Origin of the sequence: Metabacillus sediminilitoris (assembly GCF_009720625.1) — a bacterium.
In the GTDB taxonomy this organism is placed as follows: Bacteria; Bacillota; Bacilli; order Bacillales; family Bacillaceae; genus Metabacillus; species Metabacillus sediminilitoris.
Genome location: NZ_CP046266.1, coordinates 2,561,310 through 2,580,560 on the forward strand (window position 1 = coordinate 2,561,310; position 19,251 = coordinate 2,580,560).

The following is a 19,251-nucleotide window of genomic DNA, read 5'->3' on the forward strand; positions in this document are numbered from 1 at the left end:
GGTGAAAGGAATAGAGGATAAAAAAGGGGCTTACTCATAAGGGAAATGAAATAAATATATTCTTGTAATACCAATGGAAGTTTTTATCAACTAATTTCGTTCGTTGATCCAAGAATGATGACGCACTTTAAGTTGAAGAATTAGCAGGAGAAAAGAAAGTTGCTGAAACTACACTAACTATTTCACATCCCTATCTAGTTGGAACTGCAATAAACTGGATAAAGAACCATGAAGATCCTGCAGCAAAACAATAGAGGTTTATCTTTGCAGTAGAAGGAAAAATTGATGGGAAGATGATAGGAACAGTAACACTTCGCCTTGAAAATAGTCAAAAAAGGGCTGAATTAGCTTACTGGTTTGGTGTCCCATTTTGGGGGAAGGGATACGCTTCTGAAACATTAAAAAGGCAATTGAATTCGGGTTTGATGATTTAGAATTGAATAGGCTTTGTTCAACAGTAATGAAGAAAAATATTGCTTCAAGCAAGGTTCTCACCTAAAGAATGGTTTTAGCCATGAAGGAACATTTCCTAAATACGATTTAAAGTGGGGATCTTACGTAGATGGTGAATACTATGGCTTGTTAAAGGAGAACTATAACAAATTTGTTAATACGAGAGGGCTTTGACCTTGAAAAATTAACGTAAATTGGAACTCCTTAAAAGATTAGTTGAAAAATTCAATTTTTGACTAACGTGGAAGGTTAGTTCAACAAGAAAAAATTTTTCCAATAAAAACACGGAGGTCAACGAACCCCCGTGTTGAATTACCTTTGATTCTCTAACATTAAATTCAAACCTATTTGATAATATTGCTTCATCATTTCTTCAGGAACCATATTTCCACCAGTCCCCCAAATAATGTGTGTACCTTTACTCATTTTTTTCGTTAAATTATGCTTCAGTAAATAATCGGTTCCTTCTTTACATAATTTAATTGGTCCTATCATGCCTGCAAGTGCTGAAGGTTCTAAATGAATCCCCTCTGTATCAACTAGTTCCTTTAATAACTTATACAACTGTTCATCGCTAACCGTATAATTACCACTTAGAAACGGTTCAATCGTTTTACCTACAAATCCAGATGGTCTTCCTACAGCAAGTCCATCAGCGTCTGTTACATTATCAATACCAATATCTTGCACAGAAATTTTATCATGAAGTCCAGTCATTAAACCAAGTAACATACATGGAGAGTGGGTAGGTTCTGCAAAAAAACAGTGAACATAGTCTTGATAAAATAACTTCAAACCAAAAGCTATTCCGCCAGGACCACCGCCTACTCCACATGGAAGGTAAACAAACAAAGGATGATTTTCATCAATTGTTATCTCTAACTCTTCTAATTGTTTTTTTAATCGCGATGCTGCTACTGCGTATCCTAAAAATAGGTCATAAGAATTTTCATCATCTACAAAATGACATGTAGGATCCCCATCTGCTTGGAGTCGACCTTCTTCTACTGCTTTACTATAATCCGATTCATATTCAATTACATGAACATTTTTGCTTCGAAGTAAGTCCTTTTTCCATTGTTTTGCATTAGCCGACATATGAACGGTCACATTAAAACCTAACTTTGCACTCATGATGCCTATACTAAGTCCTAAATTTCCAGTTGAGCCTACTGCGATTGAATATTGGGAGAAAAATGTTCGAAACCTATCACTATCTAAAATGGAATAGTCATCTTGAATCGTCAACAATTGATGTTGAAGAGCTAATTTTTCTGCATGTTTGAGAACTTCATAAATCCCGCCTCTTGCTTTTATAGACCCTGATATAGGAAGGTGACTATCACACTTAAGCAATAATTCACCTAATATAGGTTGTTGATAATCCTGCTCTAAGGATTGTTTCATGGAAGGAATTCTCACTAAAGGCGATTCTATTATCCCATTCATCTTTTTTGTTTCTGGGAATACTTTGGCAATATATGGAGCAAATCGTTTTAACCTATCCTCTGCATCCTTTACATCATCTTGAGTAAGGGGAGATTTTTTAATTCCTGTTTTAAACTTTTCAACTTTAGGATTTAACCACAATATTTCCTTCATCGAAATGAGTTTGTTTAATAAAGGATAGTGTTCTTTCCATGTTTGTAGATCTCTGAATTCAATCTCTTTCACTTTGATAGTCCTCCTCATTGACTTGATTAAAGTTATCAAAACGAAGTAAAATATAATTTAATGAATGTTAAACACAGTTTAACATAGACAATTTTGATTGTTAAGTATTATTTAAAAATGTTAAATTATAATTAACGATTAATGATCAAGGAGAGCATAGTAATGGAAAATATAGATATTGGTAAGAAGGTTGGAAAATATAGAAAAGCTAAAGACTTAAGCATTAGAGAATTAGCAAAGTTAGCTGAAATAACGCCTTCAATGTTGAGCCAAATAGAACGTGGCTTAGCAAACCCTTCTATTCAGACTCTTAAAGTTTTAGCGAAATCCCTAGACGTTCCTACATTTAGTTTTTTCATTGAAGAAACAAACACGGTTGATTTAGTTGTTAGGTCTAGTCACCGAAAGAAAATGATCATTGAAAACTTATCCTATGAGCTAGTTTCACCAGATTTTACTGGAAACCTGGCAACAGCCATTATGAATTTTCCACCGAACACTGCTTCATCTGAGAAACAGTTGGAGCATAAAGGAGAAGAAGTTGCTTTTGTATTAGAGGGGAAAATTAAAGTGTTTTTAGATGATGAAGAATACATATTGGAACCTGGCGACAGTGTAAAAATACCAACACAAATGAAGCATAAATGGGAAAATAATTTTAATGAACATGCTGCAATACTTTTTTCGGTGACTCCGTCAGCTTTTTAAGTATTTAACAAACGCTCACAGGTTACTTGTAGAAACTGTGGTATTGTATAGTACCTGAACAGAAAGGGGATTAGAGATGGAGGGTAAAGAGAAAGTTTATTACGAACGAGGTACGATGAACTAAGGATGAAAAATATCCGAGCACATAAACTTGTGCAAGAATTTAATAATTGTCCAATCGAAGATTCAATAAGAAAAGAGGAAATTATTCAGGAATGTATGGCAGAAGTAAGGATTGATGACAACTGTATGATATTGAGTTCTTATGACACAAGAAAGATTGTAAAATAATATACTTAACGAAAGGGTGCGTTGATCCAAGAAGGATCAATGCACTTTTTTGTTGAAGTTCTTATTCAGCTAACTGGGAAGAATAGTTAAAGAAGTATGGACGGAAAAGATAAGTTATTGGAGAGTTCTAACTATATAAGGAGGTATGGAATATGAAGGTCAAATGATAGTAGAATTTGAAATAAATGCTGTTGGGGAAGAGACAATAAATGGTTTCGATAGTTCATATAAGAATTATGAAATTGCAAGAACAAAAAGTCTTCCAAAACACTAACATTGGGGAATCTTGAAGAGATTATTGACGAACTTTTTGCTGAAATTCAGTTAGCGTATAACCAACCAGAACATTTAACAGCAAAGATAGTTATTTGAGTGAAAAAAGAGAAAAATAAAATTATGTATCTTGGGTAAAAAAAAGGGGGAAACTTCTTCAAATTACGGGGCAGAATAGTTAAATATCCATACAGTTACTATCCCCACCAACAATGGTGGGGGTTTTTGTTTACCCCGACTATCTCTTTTTTGAAAGACGGTATTAGATTAATACTTGTAGTAGCGTTGTTCAATTGGTAAGTAAATTATTTAAATCAAAAGTAAATAAAATTCTCTTTATTTTTAATTGAAATAAATTAAATTCACTTTTTAGTTGTATAATGGCATATAATTCTTTATTATACGTATTGTGCGGAATATAATTTAATTTTAGGAGGGGCTGCAAAATGACGTTTATTCTTGACGATTATGATAAGGCGATATTAAGAGAATTGCAGGAAGATGCTTCAATATCAAATCTAAATTTGTCAAAAAAAATTGGGCTTTCACCATCGGCATGCCTTACAAGAACAAAAAATCTAGTAGAAACAGGTATTATCAAAAAATTTACTACTATTGTCGATGAGAACAAACTGGGAATTGAAGTTACAGCATTAGCTCTTATTAACTTAACACCTTTTAACAGGGAAACAATTCATTCATTTTTAGAGGATATAGATAGGTATCCTCAGGTTCAAGAGTGCTACACACTTACAGGAAGTCATGATTTTTTGCTTAAGATTGTAGCAAAGGATATGGAGAGTTATCGGAACTTTATTATTGATTCACTAATGCAAAATTCTGCAATTAGCAGGGTTGATACTAGCATGGTTATGAGTACAGAAAAAAGAACTGTCAGTGTGCCAATTGACGAAGTTTAGGAGGTTACTAATTTGAATGAAAACAAAGAATCGTTAAATTTAAATTCTCTTAGAATATACAATCATATGAACAAAAGAAATCAAATATGGATTGCATTTTGTACGGCTTTCCCAAATACAGTGCCGATTTTTGCAGGATTTGTTTTTTTGGGAATTGCTTATGGAATCTTTATGAATTCATTGGGCTTTGGTGCAATTTACCCGATTTTGATGAGTCTTTTAATATTTGCAGGCTCAATGGAGTTTGTGGCAGCGAATTTGTTGCTTATGACTTTTAATCCGATAAATGCTCTAATTCTAACTTTAATGGTAAATGCACGACATTTGTTTTACGGCATTTCCATGCTGGATAAGTACAAGGGTATTGGGAAGAAAAAACTCTACATGATTTATGGGCTTTGTGATGAATCTTTTGCGATTAATAGTACCGTTAATATTCCAAAAAATGTTGACAAGGGCTGGTTTATGTTCTTTGTGACTTTGTTGAATCACTCCTATTGGGTCATAGGGTCAGCAATTGGGGGCATTTTTGGTTCTTACGTTAAATTTAACACTGAAGGACTCGAGTTTGTTATGACTGCTCTTTTTGTCGTCATTTTCATTGAACAATGGATGAAAGAGAAAAAGCACCACAGTGCTGTTTTAGGTCTTGGACTTTCAACTATAAGTCTTATCATTTTTGGTGGAACCAATTTTATTATTCCAGCTATGATTGCAATATTTGGGATACTTACCTTACTTAGAAAGCCATTAGAAAAGTTTGAGGTGAACGAAGCATGACAATGAGTTTAACGCAGCATATTATTACAATTGCTATGGTGGTTTTAGGCACAATGCTTACAAGGTTTCTTCCATTTATCGTTTTCCCATCAGGTAAACCCACACCGAAATATGTTCAATATCTCGGGAAAGTGTTACCGTCAGCGGTAATTGGACTTTTGGTCATTTATTGTTTTAAGGATGTGAGCTTACTATCTGTAAGTCAAGGTGTCCCTGAATTTTTAGGAGTGGCGGCAGTTGTACTTCTTCATTTTTGGAAGAAAAACATGCTTCTTTCAATAGCTGGAGGTACGATAGTCTACATGTTATTGGTTCAAATGCTTTTTTAAATTACATTGCGATAATGCCAGTGTTAGGTAAGATAAGTGATTTACACATAAAGAACTAACAGCATTTTAGTCAGAACACTTAATCATTAAAAGATGTCAACAAAACAGTCGAGGGATATGTATCAGAAAGGAAAAAGTAATATTGGAATATAAAATAATGTTATTAAACTACTATGAAAATTAAATTATGTAAGGAAGAAAAGAAGGCAATACTAAAGAAGACGCAGCTCATTCATTTTTAAAAAAAGGAGAGCGCCTGATTCATAGGCAATTAAAAAGCTAATCTTTAGACTGGATCAGGATGCTTCTGTTTCTGTCAGCGAAACGGTGTAGCCTAAGCTTTCAAGTCGTCGAAGCGAATGACGTACAATTGATTGTGCTCTTTGTTTATCAAAGTAGTCTTCACCTAAGTCTACATACATTTCTTTTCGTGTTAAAAGATAGTAACATATTCGCAATATGGCATGAGAGACAACAATAGCAGCGCGTTTTGTACCCTTGCGGGCAGCTGTACGTCGATACAATGCCCCAAGGTAGTTTTTAGATCCTCTTACTGAGTGAGCTGCTTCTTGTAAGGCTGATTTTAAATATTTATTCCCTTTCTTAGTTTTGGAAGATTTTCTTTTACCAGCACTTTCGTTTTGTCCTGGAACTAACCCTGCCCAAGAACACATATGAGCAGCGCTTGGAAATTGATTTTTAACATCAGTTCCAATCTCAGCTAGAATCTGTTCTGCCATACGGGTAGCGACACCTGGAATTGAATCTAAACGTTCAACGTCATCTTGATAAGAACTCATTCTTTCTGCAATTTCATTATCAAGCTTCTCGATTTGATCTGTAAGAAAATCAATGTGAGTGATAATTGTTTTAAGCATCATTCGCTGATGAGGGCTAATGTAGCCTCGTAATGCTAACTCTAGTTCCTCTTTTTTCTTTTTCAATGTTCTGCGAGCGAAGCTTGCGAGCTTTACGGGATCATCTTCTCCATCAGCAATCGCACGAAGCATCTCCATAGCGGAAACACCCTTAATTTGTGACACAACTGAACCCAGTTTAATGTTAGCACCTTCTAACACTTTTTGGATTCGATTTTGTTGTCTCGCCCGTTCTTGAATGATACTTCTACGGTATCGAACTAATTCTCGTAATTCTCTTTGATCTCGATTGGGAATATAGCTAGCTTTTATTAATCCATGACGAAGAAGCTTCGCAATCCACTCAGCATCATTTACATCAGTTTTCCGTCCAGGAACAGCTTTAATGTGTTGTGCATTGACTACTAAAAATTCAATTCCCTCACTTTCTAGTAAATTCACAATTGGCTTCCAGTATACGCTGGTGCTTTCCATGGCAACATGAGAACAATTGTGTTCCTTAATCCAGTCTAATAGTTTTAACAAAAACACGGTTTTCGTTGAAAAAGTTTGAATCTCCTTTCCTTCTGGTGTAAGAATACATGCGGTGATAGAGTCTTTATGAACGTCCATCCCACATGCTCGTTCAATGATTACATCCATTTTAATTTTCCTCTCTACGACATATTAGTGGAGGCTGGTGCAACAACCAGAACAGGGATTAATCTACTATGAGTGCTTCCGCAAGGGAGCAACAGTCAGTGGTGCACCGTGGTCGAAGGAGTCAGACTAAAGGGTGGGCTCTAACGCACCATAGTTTATCGACCTTCCTCTCCCAGCCGTAGAATCAGTATTGACGGTTCTAGACCATTTTCATTCTCTGTGGTGCAGCGCTGATTTTTGCGCTGCATGGGCGGCTAAAGGGTGCTTGAGTTAAAGAGTGGTGCTGTTGTGGCAGCCTTTTTTCTTATTCAACAAACAGTGCAGGTGACTGGAATAAGACAACCAAGTTCAATCATATCTTTAGGAAAACAAAAAGGGTGTGATCGGCAATAAAAGGCCAAAATCAAGTTTTTTTCTGTTCAATTAGAGGTTCAACAATTAAAAAGTTTATAATACTAGATTGTATTACTGGTACAGGCATATATTATGCTTTAAAAATCATAACATCTAGCGTCTTAGTTGGAGTTGTTGGAAGTATTGTTTGTACAGAAAGTATAAAAAGAATACCTTCAAAGTGTTGCACTTAATCAAACAGGGGGTTGATCCAGAGGATTAACGCTTTTTTTCTTATTCAAATAAATAGGGGAAGTTCAATAAGGTACTAACAAAGTAGTTTTCAATACTTCAAATAAATAGTAAGTAAAGAACCCTCTCAAAAATCATCGTTCTTGAGAGGGTTTCGTTTTATTTAAAAGTTTGTAGATTCGGTGAGAGGAAATATGTCTCAAATGATTGCTCAAATTCTAAGTGACATAAACAACCGTTTTGAGCCTATTATTTTTAGCGATGGAAATCCGCATAATCCTGATGCTACCCTCTATATAAACTCACCCATACTAAAAGAGGTAAACGTTATTTGGAGTAATATGATTTTTTCTACTATTAATGAAAGTAATACAATGAGCCAATCGCTCTACCCCTAGTTTAATTTGACTCTCGTTCACTTGAGAGATGCATAATCGAAGGAGATTTTCCTTTTTATATTCTGGCAAAAACATTCTAGAGGCATCATCAACAAATATATGCTGCTCGTTTAGCATATGAACGACCTGCTTTGCAGTCACATTCTCGGGCAAACTGATGGATAGATAGAATCCTGAAGTTGGTTTAGAAAAATGAGTATCCATCGGTAGCAATAATTCACATGCTTCTTGAAGGATTTTCATTTTCATTCGGTATACTTCTTTTATTTTTTTTAGATGGCTATTAAACATACCACTTTTTAAATAGATTTCTAGTGCACCTTGAGAAAGTGCTGAACTATTAAAATCTGAACTAAATTTATATCGCAAAAAATTGTTAACCATTATCTTCGGAAGAACGACAGTAGCAATCCTTAACCCTGGGAGGAAAATTTTCGAAAAGCTTTTAATATAAATCACTCTCCCGGAAGGATCAAAAGAAAATAAAGGATCTGATTTTGCATTTGGGTCAAGGTCTCCTAAAAAATCATCTTCCACTATATATACATCGTATTTTTCGGCTAACTCAACGATTTTTTTCTTTTCGCCATTCGAATAACAATGTCCAAGTGGATTGTGAAATCTCGGGATCATATAGAAAAATTTTATATCATTATTTCGAAAAATGTATTCCAGACGTTCAAGATTTATGCCTTCCATCGATAACTCAATTCCAAAAGTAGTAGCTTGTTGTAGATTAATGGACTCAATGAATCCGAAATAAGTAGGCTGCTCAATTAGAATATTGTTTTTTCCATTTGGAAACGGCATAGACACTAATAAATTAAGGGCTTGCTGTGATCCGGAAACAACGACTAGTCTTTCCGGTTGAGTAAACACCTGTAGATTCTGCAAATATTTCACTAACTGTACTCGTAATGAGTAAAGCCCTTGTTGATCAGAGTATGTAAAAAGCTCTTCTTTATATAGTTCAATTGCTTGATTCATACAATGTTGAAATTCAACATAAGGCATAATGTTTTTATCTGGACCAGCAGACAAGAAATCAATCACATTATTTTCATTCGTAGCATTTTGAAATTCATTCACAACAAAGTAGCCACTTTTAGGAACAGAATAAATTAAATGCTCTTTTTCTAATTCTTCGTATGCTTTAATAACTGTATTTTTGCTACATGAAAAATGCTCAGATAGCTGACGAACAGAAGGGAGTTTACTTCCTGCAATAAGCGATCCTTCTGCTAGCTGAAGCTTAATTTCTTCCATTATCTCGATATATTTTGAGCTCATACATTTATCCTCCTTCAACTGTACCGGTACAGATGGGTGAAAAAATGGTTTATTTTTACTATGTGTACCTATTAATATGTTAATTATATCAGAACTGTTTTTTAAGAAAAGCAGAAAATGGTACAGATATAATACTAAGGAAAAAGGTAGGTAGGATAAGATGCAGGGAGAAACCAGAGAAAAATTTGGATTATTGTTGGGATTGGTAGGTGTTATTTGTTTTAGCTTAACGCTCCCTTCTACAAGTATTGCAGTAGAGTATTTTGGGACCACGGTCGTCGGTTTAGGAAGAACAGTTGTTGCCGCAATTTTAGTTGCTGTTGTATTCATTGTTCGAAAAGAAAAACTACCTACTCTTCGCCAATTCAAAAGTCTGCTTATTGTTGCTTTTGGTGCAGTTTTAGGATTTCCTCTCCTCTCTTCTAGGGCAATGGAATCCTTGCCTGTTTCTCATGGAGCTGTGGAATTAGCTCTGTTACCATTAGCCACAGCCGGATTTGCAATGTTTAGAGCTGGTGAAGTTCCGTCTGTTAAATTCTGGATTTCAAGTATAATCGGCTCTTTAGCTGTTATTGTGTATGCCCTTCATCTAGGGTTCGGTCAATTACAATTTGCCGATTTAGCTTTACTAGCAGCAGTGGTTATACTTGGACTTAGTTACGCAGAAGGTGGGAAATTAGCGAAAGAAGTAGGTAGCTGGCAAGTAATTGCTTGGGCGATTATGATCGGTGCCCCATTTTTTATTATTCCAGTTGGGTTAAACCTTACAACTGAAATGCTCCATGCTCCAATACATGCTTGGGTTAGTTTTATTTATCTCGCAGTTGTTAGCCAATTTCTAGCATATGTTGCTTGGTACAGTGGAATGGCTATGGGCGGAATAGCAAGAGTAAGCCAGATTCAATACTTACAACCATTTTTGATGATCCTATTTGCAACAGTTTTCCTCGATGAATCCATCACATTTTTCACTCTTGTAATAGCTGTGATTGTTGTCTTTTCAGTTATATTAGGCAAAAATGCTACCGTCTCCAAAAAAGGAGCAGTATCAGTGAAAAACTAGTGATCCAAACAATGTAGTGAGTATCTAATAAGGCTCAAAAAGAAATAGAAAGAAATAAAAGGGGAGGATAAGCTTAAATAATAAAACTAAATGATTGTGAAGAATTTTACTTAATTGAACGGGTAGTTTTACTTCATTAAATTGGAGTAAGTTGAATAAATTAAAAGATAGTTAATCAGAAAAATTAATAAGGCTATAATAAAATTCTTCAACAATCAGGAGTAATCCATGAATAAAGATAAGCGCTTTTTATCATTGAAAGTTCAGTTAGGATGAGATTAGATATATAACCATTTGGTGTGAAACATGTCTAGGTTTTAGAATAGTTAGTTGCTTACACTCATCTATAGCTTCTCAATTATTTATACAAAAATATTAATTGCTAACCAGAGTAATCAAAGCGTTTTCAATTTCCGTATATATAAAAGTTGTATAGTAATAGAGATTTATATTTTTCACCAATTTTTATACGAACGGTCATTGTTTGGTATACGAAATCTCAATAAGAATCCGGGGGGGGAATGTATTGAAGAGACTTATTAAGCAGTTTACTATCTGTTCGATTGTGTTTTTACTGTCCTTTTCAATTCTCTTTGTTCAGAATGCATCTGCTGATGTAAAGTCTGATTATAAGACGTATGTGATGGCACCATTAACAAAAATTACGAATTGGAACGATTTTGCAAAGCAACTTGCAACTCTAAAAAGTAATGGTGTTTATGCTTTAACAACTGATGTATGGTGGGGGGATGTCGAATCAAAAGGGAATAATCAATTTGATTGGACTTACTACAAACAGTATGCACAAGTAGTAAGGGAATCAGGTTTGAAATGGGTCCCGATTCTTTCAACACATCAATGTGGTGGAAATGTTGGGGATGACTGTAATATTCCACTACCAAATTGGGTTTGGAGCCTTTCGACGGAAGATCGGTTAACACACAAATCAGAGACTGGGTATGTTAATAAAGAGACACTTTCACCTTGGGCAAGTGATGTCGTTGGTACACAATACAATGAACTATACGCTTCTTTTGCTCAAACTTTTGCTGGTTACAAAGATATTATTGAAAAGATATACGTAAGTGGAGGTCCTGCAGGAGAATTACGCTATCCTTCTTATGTTGGAGCTGATGGTTGGAGCTATCCTAGCAGAGGAAAACTTCAAGCTTATACAGAAACAGCCAAAGCTCATTTCAGAAATGCCATGCAGTCTAAATATGGAACGATAAGTAGTCTAAATAATGCATGGAAAACAACTTTATCATCTTGGTCTCAAATCTCACCTCCAACTGATGGAGACAATTTCTTCACAAGTGGTGCTGCCTATAATAGTCAATATGGTAAAGACTTCATGATATGGTACCAAAATATATTGGTGAAGCATTTGGCATTGATTAGTAGCAAGGCACATCAAAACTTTGATAGCACATTTGGCGTACCGGTTGGTGCAAAAATTGCAGGAATACACTGGAAGATGAATGATCCTAGTATGCCACATGTATCTGAGTATTCTGCTGGCTATTATAATTATTCAACAATACTGGATCAATTTAAAGCAAGTAACATGACCTTAACATTTACTTGTCTTGAGATGGACGATTCTCAAGCTTACCAAAGTCCATATTATTCTGCACCTAAAAGCTTGGTTACTCAAATATCTACTTTATCGTCACAAAAGGGCATTGTCATCAATGGGGAGAATGCTCTTGCGATTTCTAGCTCTGATGCAAGCTATAGTGAATCTAGATATAAAAATACAGCTCAACATTTATTTAATGAAGGTTTTAGTGGGTTTACCTTATTACGGCTTGCTAATGTTGTCAATGAATACGGAACAAAAACAGCTGAAATGGATCGATTTAAGGATATATTAATCTTAAATCCTGTTAAAATAAATTTTGTCGTTAAAAATGCTCCTACTAACATTGGAGATACCGTTTACTTAACAGGAAGCCGATGGGAAATGGGAATGTGGAACAGTACAGGTGGAAAAATGATTAAATTAACTTGGGATAGTGTGAATAAGGATTGGAGAGGAACAGGTAACATTGCTGCAAATAGATATTATGAGTTCAAGGCAGTCATTGTTGATGCCAATGGAAATATTAAGTACTGGGAACCTGGAAGCAATAATGTGTGGAATACACCATCTACACAGGGCAACTATACGGTTCATTGGTAATTAAAATAGTAGGTTGGCCCCTAGCTATTTGGCAGGACCAATAATACATCATTATGTAATTTTATATACAATTCTTGATTCTCTTACAGACTGGTTTCGGTTGCCATTATATACTTAGTCCTCGTTTTCGAAGGGATGCGAGCAAAAGAACCCAAGGATTTAAAAGTAAATTCCCCAAGAGTATTCCTATTATTCTATTGCTTTCAACAAAAATAAGTGGATGAAAAAAGGCCAGAAAAAAGGATTTAAAGAATATAGTGTAGAATAGAGATTTGGGAGTAAGTGGATCAAAGGAAAACAAATTAAATGATTACTGATCGTTCTAAAACTTTTTTTCAATTCTAAAGCAGAGTGGAGTGAGCTAATGGAAAATAATCGCGCAAAGAAAATGTACGATTACCACGTTTGGGCGAACCAAAAAGTGATCCAACACTTGAAGCAACTACCTGATAGGATTTATAAAGAGAAAGTTAATAGTGTTTTCTCATCGATCTCAGATGTGCTGATTCACCTATATGCAACAGACATTACTTGGTTGGAGACGATGAAAGGGAGTAGCTTCCACGATACTGTTAGAGAAGTTGAGCGTCGAAAGTCAGAAGCATCAGGAGCATCAATAGATGAACTTGAAGTGTTCTATGATTCGCTTTCAAAGGAATTTTACAGCTTTTTTGCAGAGCAGCAGGATCCAGAACAAATCATCATTACAGAGCACCCTCAATATGGTCGCAGTGAGTTCATACTTGCTGACCTCATTCACCATGTAGTGAATCATGGAACCTACCATCGCGGAAATGTGACAGCGATGCTGCATCAACAAGGTGAACGAGGGGTACCTACGGATTATGTATATTTTCTTTTTTAAAGGAATTTATTGATAAATACTTTATGTCTAAACTTTTATAAAAATATCTTGTTAAGTAAAAACACTTAATAGAGGCTAATCCAATATTACCTTTAAGGGTGCTTTCGTTGTACATCGCTGAGCTGTTTATGCAGCTCTTTTTTATTTATAAACATCGGGAAGGATAACAGAATGAAGTTCAAGAATTTAAGAAAATGTAAATTTGAAAAGAAGTAGTAAACATGGCATGACTTTTCTGTTTTACTGGCTCCGATACAGATCAAAAAGTCGTTCTCAGTAATGAATATTTTTTATTCGTTCAAAAACCCCATTTTAAGGTTCTGGTATAATTTTACCAAGGGTATACAGGGAAAATGTATTTGATCAAACTACTCTGGAATGGCAATCTATTTTTACTTTTACCTCAAGTTCATGTATTGATTGATAAAAAATATAAACTCGATGGTTACAATGAAGTGGGTAAGATTATAAAAAGAAGGAAGTGTAAAATGATGGATCTCGAAATGGTAATGGAGGAACTGGAAGCGCTCGGCAAGGAACGAACTAAAAAGACCTACATAAGCAATGGTGCACACGATCCGCTTTTTGGGGTGGCTACAGGAGCAATGAAGCCGCTTGCAAAGAAACTGAAGAACAATCAGCCATTAGCAGAGCAGCTTTATGCCACCGGGAACTACGATGCCATGTATTTTGCCGGCATCATTGCCGATCCACCGACAATGACTGAGGCGGATTTTGAGCGTTGGATAGATGCGGCGTATTTTTATATGCTGTCAGATTATGTGGTTGCAGTAACTTTGGCTGAAACCGATATTGCTCAAGCTGTTGCCGATAAATGGATCGCAAGCGGTGAAGAACTTAGAATGTCGGCAGGCTGGAGCTGTTACTGCTGGCTTTTGGGTAATCGCCCGGACGCTGAATTTAGCGCCAGCAAGATTGCCAGTATGCTTGATCTGGTGGAAAATACGATTCATGATTCCCCAGATCGAACAAAATCCGCTATGAATAATTTTATTTACACAGTCGGGATATCCTATTTGCCACTCCATGAAAAGGCGGTTGAAACCGCAAAGACAGTTGGACCAGTTGAAATCAGGCGAGACAAGAAAAAAAGCAGTATTCTACTTGCTTCCGAAAATATCCAAAAGGAAATAGATAGAGGGAAGCTTGGTTTCAAACGCAAATATGTTAGGTGTTAGTATCGTCTATTGTGTAACTACCTAACTGGAACGAGAGCTTAATACATCATTCGAAGGTTACTGACAAGTAAGGAGGCAATTCTGCAATCGGTCGCTTTAATGGAGTTTGAGCCCATCTCTTGTTAAACGGGATCTGTCCCATCCAGCTTGAAACATATTTATACAAGTAGGGGGTGAACAGTTTAGCTAACGGGATTAAAACCCACGGGTGCGACGTTCTACCCCGACTACCGTTATAATAAGACCATATAGTACGAACGGGTACTTTTATAGAGTAACCAGTTCACTTGTATTATCACGCTTAGAGTAAAAATGCTCTGAGCGTTTTCTAGTTCATTAATTTCTAAAGCTAGTTAACTTCTGATCGTCTCCACGTGTTAGAGAATCCTCTTTTTCCTCTTTTTTGCTTTTATAATGATTAATCTCGCGGCGGCCTTTTAGTATGTGGAAAAACTACAATCTATGCGAAAACAGCCTTCTAAATAAAATTACATTTATTATATGAATTTCGTCTAAGTTCTTTTAAGTTTGATTACACATTAAAAACAATATTGAGATAGATTGTAAAAAATATAAAAAAATAAAATGTATTGATATAAATTATAAAATTATTCTATTTTTATAACAAAAAACCGATAACTTTCGTTTTAAAATAAAGGTATCAAAACTAGGAGGGGTAAATATGAAAGCGATAACAAACAACAAAATTAAACGTTATGAAGGAACAGAATTGAATACAAAGGGCTGGCAGCAAGAAGCAGTGCTTCGTATGTTGATGAATAATTTAGACCCAGATGTTGCAGAGAGACCAGAAGATCTTGTCGTATATGGTGGCATTGGGAAAGCAGCTCGTAACTGGGAGTCGTTTGATGCGATAGTGAAATCACTTAAAGAACTAGAGCATGATGAAACGTTACTTGTGCAATCAGGAAAGCCTGTGGTCATTTTTAAAACACATTCAGATGCACCACGTGTTTTAATTGCGAATTCGAACATCGTCCCTGCTTTTGCTAATTGGGAAACATTCCATGAACTCGATAAAAAAGGGTTGATGATGTATGGACAAATGACAGCAGGAAGCTGGATTTATATCGGGTCTCAAGGAATTGTTCAAGGAACGTATGAAACATTTGCAGAGCTAGCGAAGCAGCATTTCAACAATACGCTAAGAGGCACGATTACTGTAACTGCAGGTCTAGGTGGAATGGGTGGAGCACAGCCTCTTGCCGTTACGATGAATGGCGGGGTATGTATCGCAATCGATGTTGATGAGACAAGAATTGACCGTCGCATTGAAACTCGCTATACAGATGTAAAAGCATATACACTTGATGAAGCAATTCAGTTAGCTGAGGAAGCGAAAAAAGCAGGGAAAGCATTATCAATTGGTTTATTAGGAAATGCATCAGATCTGCTTCCTGAAATGATTGCAAGAAACTTTATTCCTGATGTCTTAACAGATCAAACATCAGCACATGACCCATTAAATGGATATGTTCCTTCTGGAATGTCACTTGAAGCAGCAGCGACTTTACGAAATTCCAATCCTGAGGATTATGTGAAACTTTCAAAAGCATCGATGGCAAAGCATGTTGTGGCAATGCTTGAAATGATGGAAAAAGGCGCCATTACATTTGACTACGGAAACAACATTCGTCAGGTTGCAAAAGATGAAGGTGTTGAAAATGCATTTGACTTCCCAGGATTTGTTCCAGCTTATATCCGTCCGCAATTTTGTGAAGGAAAAGGACCTTTCCGTTGGGTAGCATTATCAGGAGATCCTGAAGATATTTATAAAACAGATCAAGCCATTTTACGTGAATTCAGTGATAATGAACATTTATGCAACTGGATCCGTATGGCACAGGAAAAAATTCAGTTCCAAGGTCTGCCATCCCGCATTTGCTGGTTAGGATATGGGGAACGTGCTCGTTTCGGAAAAATCATCAATGACATGGTGGCAAGCGGAGAGCTAAAAGCACCTGTTGTCATTGGACGTGACCACTTAGATTCCGGCTCTGTTGCTTCACCAAATCGGGAAACAGAAGCAATGAAAGACGGATCAGATGTTGTATCAGACTGGCCAATATTAAATGCAATGGTTAACGCAGTTGGCGGGGCAACTTGGGTATCTGTTCACCACGGCGGTGGAGTAGGAATGGGCTATTCCTTGCATGCAGGTGTTGTCATTGTGGCAGATGGCACGAAAGAAGCGGAAGCACGACTTGAGAGAGTTCTTACGACTGATCCAGGTATGGGTGTTGTTCGTCATGCAGATGCAGGCTATGAACTGGCAAAGAAAACAGCGCGTGAAAAGGGAATCAACATGCCAATGCTTGATAAGGGAGATGAACAGTAATGAAAAAAACGATTTGGATTAAACATGCTGCCCAATTGGCTACGTTAGCATCTGAAGGAAAAGGTGCCCGGTCTAAAGAAGCTATGTCTGAGCTTGGATTGATCGAAGACGGAAGCGTATGGATTGAGGATGGTGTGATCCAAGCCGTAGGGACAACGAAAGAGCTTGAAAAACGCTTTTCGTCATTTGCACATGAAGCAGAAGTTGTTGATGCATCTAATCTTTTAGTTACTCCAGGACTCGTGGACCCTCATACACATGTTGTGTACGGGGGGAGCCGTGAACGTGAATTTGAAATGCGTCTTGAAGGTGCGACCTATATGGATATTATGAACGCGGGTGGAGGGATTCATGCGACCACCCGCATGACAAGAGAAGCAACAGAGGAAGAACTGATTGTACAAACAATGCGCCGACTCGATTCATTTCTTGCTCATGGTGTGACAACTGTAGAAGGGAAAAGCGGTTACGGCATGAACCTGGAAACCGAGCTTAAGCAGCTGCGCGTCATGAAAAAACTGCAGGAACAACACCCAATCGATCTCGTGCCTACCTTTATGGGAGCTCATGCCGTCCCTAAAGAATTTAAAGGGCGCGAAGATGAGTTTGTCGATCATTTGATTCATGACATGCTGCCTGTAGTAGCGGGGGAAAAACTAGCAGAATTTAATGATGTTTTTTGTGAAAAAGGTGTATTTACACCAGAACAATCAGAACGAGTGTTAGAAGCAGGAAAACGCTTTGGGCTGATTCCAAAAATCCATGCAGATGAAATCGAGTCTTATGGAGGGGCAGAATTAGCGGCAAAAGTAGGTTCTATTTCAGCCGAACATTTATTGAAAGCATCAGATCAAGGGATTAAGGCGATGGCGAAATCGGGGACAATCGCTTGTTTACTTCCGGCAACAGCATTGTATTTACGTGAAGAAGCTGCAGCAGGAAGAAAAATGATCGATGAGGGTGTCGCTGTAGCGATTTCAACTGACTGTAATCCTGGGTCATCACCAACAACCTCTATGCCGCTCGTCATGAATTTAGCTTGTATCTCAATGCGGCTAACACCTGCTGAAGCATTAACTGCTGCAACCTACAATGCTGCGTGTGCCATTAACCGAGAGAAACAAGTTGGATCGCTCGAAGTTGGTAAACAAGCAGATATCGTCTTGTGGAAAGTGAAAAATTATCAGGAATTGCAATATTTATTCGGTGTCAACCATGTGAAATCCGTTTGGAAAAAAGGTGTAAGGGTGGTGTGATGAGATGAGAGAGCATTGGCTTCAAGTGCCGGAATGGTCTTGGAATCATTCTACGGAAAATCAACCAACTTATGTCCATCACTGGGTTCAACAATTGAATGAAATCACACACACTCCTGATATGATTCTTTACGGAGCACCGATTTCGAGGTCTTCAATCAGTGTGTCAGGAGCTTCATTATATCCTACAGAATTTCGACGAATGTGGAAGGGATTTGCGACATTCAACTTGGATGAAGATGTCGACTTGACTTCTTTTCAAGTTGCAGATGCCGGGGATGTGACTATGCATACGACAGATATTCTATTATCACATCAGCATATTCAGGAGACGAGTGCCTATCTGGCAAGACGCTATCCACACACACGAACGTGTATGATTGGCGGTGACCATTCAACAACAGCCTGTGCTGTTCGCGGGATCAAAGAAGCTTTTACAAATGAAACGATTGGAATCCTGCAGCTTGATACACATCTTGATGTTCGTGATCCGGCAGAATTAGGACCAGCGAACGGAACACCCATCCGACAATTAATCGATGGCGATATTGTCAAAGGGAAGGACGTCATCAATATTGGTTTGCATGGCTATTATAATGCAAAACCACTTATTGACTATGCAAAAGAACACAACATTCAGATGGTGACCTTAAAGCAAGCCCGCAAGCAGGGCCTTATTCATACGATTCAACGTGCACTAGAGCAATTGTCAGCAAAAGTTGATCGCATTTACGTTACAGTTGATATGGATGTGCTTGATATTTCGGTTGCGCCGGGTGTACCGGCATCCACCCCTGGTGGTATGACTGCGATTGAACTGTTTGATAGTTTACTAGAAATCGGCAAGCATCCTGCTGTCCAGCATATTGATTTTGTTTGTTTAGACCCGAGTAAAGATTCGCCAGTTGCCGAAACAGTTAAGACTGGTGTGTATGCATGGCTGCAATTTATTTCGGGATGTATGTTACAGACTAGATAGAAAAATGATGTAATTGTTAATAAAAGGGGCTTTCTACCATGGAATGGCCCCTTTCCTTATGGGGATTTTTTTAGCAGATAAAGAGTAAAAAGATGAAAACAACTTATTACATAGGAGTGTAAAC

General features: G+C 37.1%; 16 protein-coding genes. 13 read left to right on the top strand and 3 right to left on the bottom strand.

Annotated elements, in window-relative coordinates; translation table 11 throughout:
* The first annotated feature begins 260 nt into the window (after window positions 1-260).
* Window positions 261-434: a GNAT family N-acetyltransferase gene (locus GMB29_RS28075; protein WP_227551740.1), complete on the top strand. Its 174-nt coding sequence runs from the start codon at window positions 261-263 to the stop codon at window positions 432-434.
* Window positions 435-765: 331 nt separating this feature from the next.
* On the opposite strand, the gene GMB29_RS12200 is transcribed toward GMB29_RS28075, so the two are convergent.
* Window positions 766-2,127, bottom strand: coding sequence for a D-serine ammonia-lyase (locus GMB29_RS12200; RefSeq protein ID WP_227551675.1), 1,362 nt, complete (start codon window positions 2,125-2,127; stop codon window positions 766-768).
* Window positions 2,128-2,289: 162 nt separating this feature from the next.
* On the opposite strand from GMB29_RS12200, the gene GMB29_RS12205 reads away from it, so the two are divergent.
* The 4 genes from GMB29_RS12205 to GMB29_RS12220 all read left to right on the top strand — a co-directional run bounded on the left by GMB29_RS12205 (window position 2,290) and on the right by GMB29_RS12220 (window position 5,428).
* Complete coding sequence (locus tag GMB29_RS12205; protein WP_136359071.1) at window positions 2,290-2,835, top strand: cupin domain-containing protein; 546 nt, start codon at window positions 2,290-2,292, stop codon at window positions 2,833-2,835.
* Between the two features lie 1,010 nt (window positions 2,836-3,845).
* Window positions 3,846-4,319, top strand: coding sequence for an Lrp/AsnC family transcriptional regulator (locus tag GMB29_RS12210; protein WP_136359073.1), 474 nt, complete (start codon window positions 3,846-3,848; stop codon window positions 4,317-4,319).
* A 12-nt stretch (window positions 4,320-4,331) separates the two neighbouring features.
* The gene (gene azlC, locus GMB29_RS12215; RefSeq protein WP_136359075.1) at window positions 4,332-5,099 is read left to right on the top strand and encodes an azaleucine resistance protein AzlC; all 768 of its coding nucleotides are present in this window, start codon (window positions 4,332-4,334) and stop codon (window positions 5,097-5,099) included.
* Window positions 5,096-5,428, top strand: a complete 333-nt coding sequence (locus GMB29_RS12220; RefSeq protein ID WP_136359077.1) for a branched-chain amino acid transporter permease — start codon at window positions 5,096-5,098, stop codon at window positions 5,426-5,428. Before azlC ends, GMB29_RS12220 begins: the two co-directional genes overlap by 4 nt.
* 296 nt (window positions 5,429-5,724) lie before the next feature.
* Here the strand turns inward: GMB29_RS12220 and GMB29_RS12225 are convergent, their stop codons facing one another.
* A complete protein-coding gene (locus GMB29_RS12225) occupies window positions 5,725-6,948 on the bottom strand; it encodes an IS110 family RNA-guided transposase (RefSeq protein ID WP_136359330.1) in 1,224 nt (407 codons plus the stop codon).
* A gap of 261 nt (window positions 6,949-7,209) precedes the next feature.
* Here GMB29_RS12225 and GMB29_RS27685 point away from each other — a divergent pair, with 261 nt between their 5' ends.
* Window positions 7,210-7,341 (top strand): hypothetical protein, encoded by a 132-nt coding sequence (locus GMB29_RS27685; protein ID WP_264766602.1) that lies wholly within the window; start codon window positions 7,210-7,212, stop codon window positions 7,339-7,341.
* Between the two features lie 503 nt (window positions 7,342-7,844).
* On the opposite strand, the gene GMB29_RS12230 is transcribed toward GMB29_RS27685, so the two are convergent.
* Window positions 7,845-9,221, bottom strand: a complete 1,377-nt coding sequence (locus GMB29_RS12230) for an aminotransferase-like domain-containing protein (RefSeq protein ID WP_136353928.1) — start codon at window positions 9,219-9,221, stop codon at window positions 7,845-7,847.
* A 160-nt stretch (window positions 9,222-9,381) separates the two neighbouring features.
* Here GMB29_RS12230 and GMB29_RS12235 point away from each other — a divergent pair, with 160 nt between their 5' ends.
* The 7 genes from GMB29_RS12235 to GMB29_RS12265 all read left to right on the top strand — a co-directional run bounded on the left by GMB29_RS12235 (window position 9,382) and on the right by GMB29_RS12265 (window position 19,127).
* Window positions 9,382-10,284, top strand: a complete 903-nt coding sequence (locus GMB29_RS12235; protein ID WP_136353930.1) for a DMT family transporter — start codon at window positions 9,382-9,384, stop codon at window positions 10,282-10,284.
* A gap of 526 nt (window positions 10,285-10,810) precedes the next feature.
* Complete coding sequence (locus tag GMB29_RS12240; RefSeq protein WP_227551676.1) at window positions 10,811-12,469, top strand: family 14 glycosylhydrolase; 1,659 nt, start codon at window positions 10,811-10,813, stop codon at window positions 12,467-12,469.
* A gap of 364 nt (window positions 12,470-12,833) precedes the next feature.
* The gene (locus GMB29_RS12245) at window positions 12,834-13,334 is read left to right on the top strand and encodes a DinB family protein (protein ID WP_136353932.1); all 501 of its coding nucleotides are present in this window, start codon (window positions 12,834-12,836) and stop codon (window positions 13,332-13,334) included.
* A 491-nt stretch (window positions 13,335-13,825) separates the two neighbouring features.
* Entirely contained in the window at window positions 13,826-14,533 is a 708-nt protein-coding gene (locus GMB29_RS12250; protein WP_136354331.1) for a DNA alkylation repair protein, read from the top strand.
* 682 nt (window positions 14,534-15,215) lie between these two features.
* Window positions 15,216-16,892: a urocanate hydratase gene (hutU, locus tag GMB29_RS12255; protein WP_136353934.1), complete on the top strand. Its 1,677-nt coding sequence runs from the start codon at window positions 15,216-15,218 to the stop codon at window positions 16,890-16,892.
* Entirely contained in the window at window positions 16,892-18,148 is a 1,257-nt protein-coding gene (hutI, locus tag GMB29_RS12260) for an imidazolonepropionase (protein WP_136353936.1), read from the top strand. The genes hutU and hutI overlap by 1 nt, the downstream gene beginning before the upstream one ends.
* A gap of 4 nt (window positions 18,149-18,152) precedes the next feature.
* Complete coding sequence (locus GMB29_RS12265; protein WP_136353938.1) at window positions 18,153-19,127, top strand: agmatinase family protein; 975 nt, start codon at window positions 18,153-18,155, stop codon at window positions 19,125-19,127.
* Window positions 19,128-19,251: the final 124 nt, after the last annotated feature.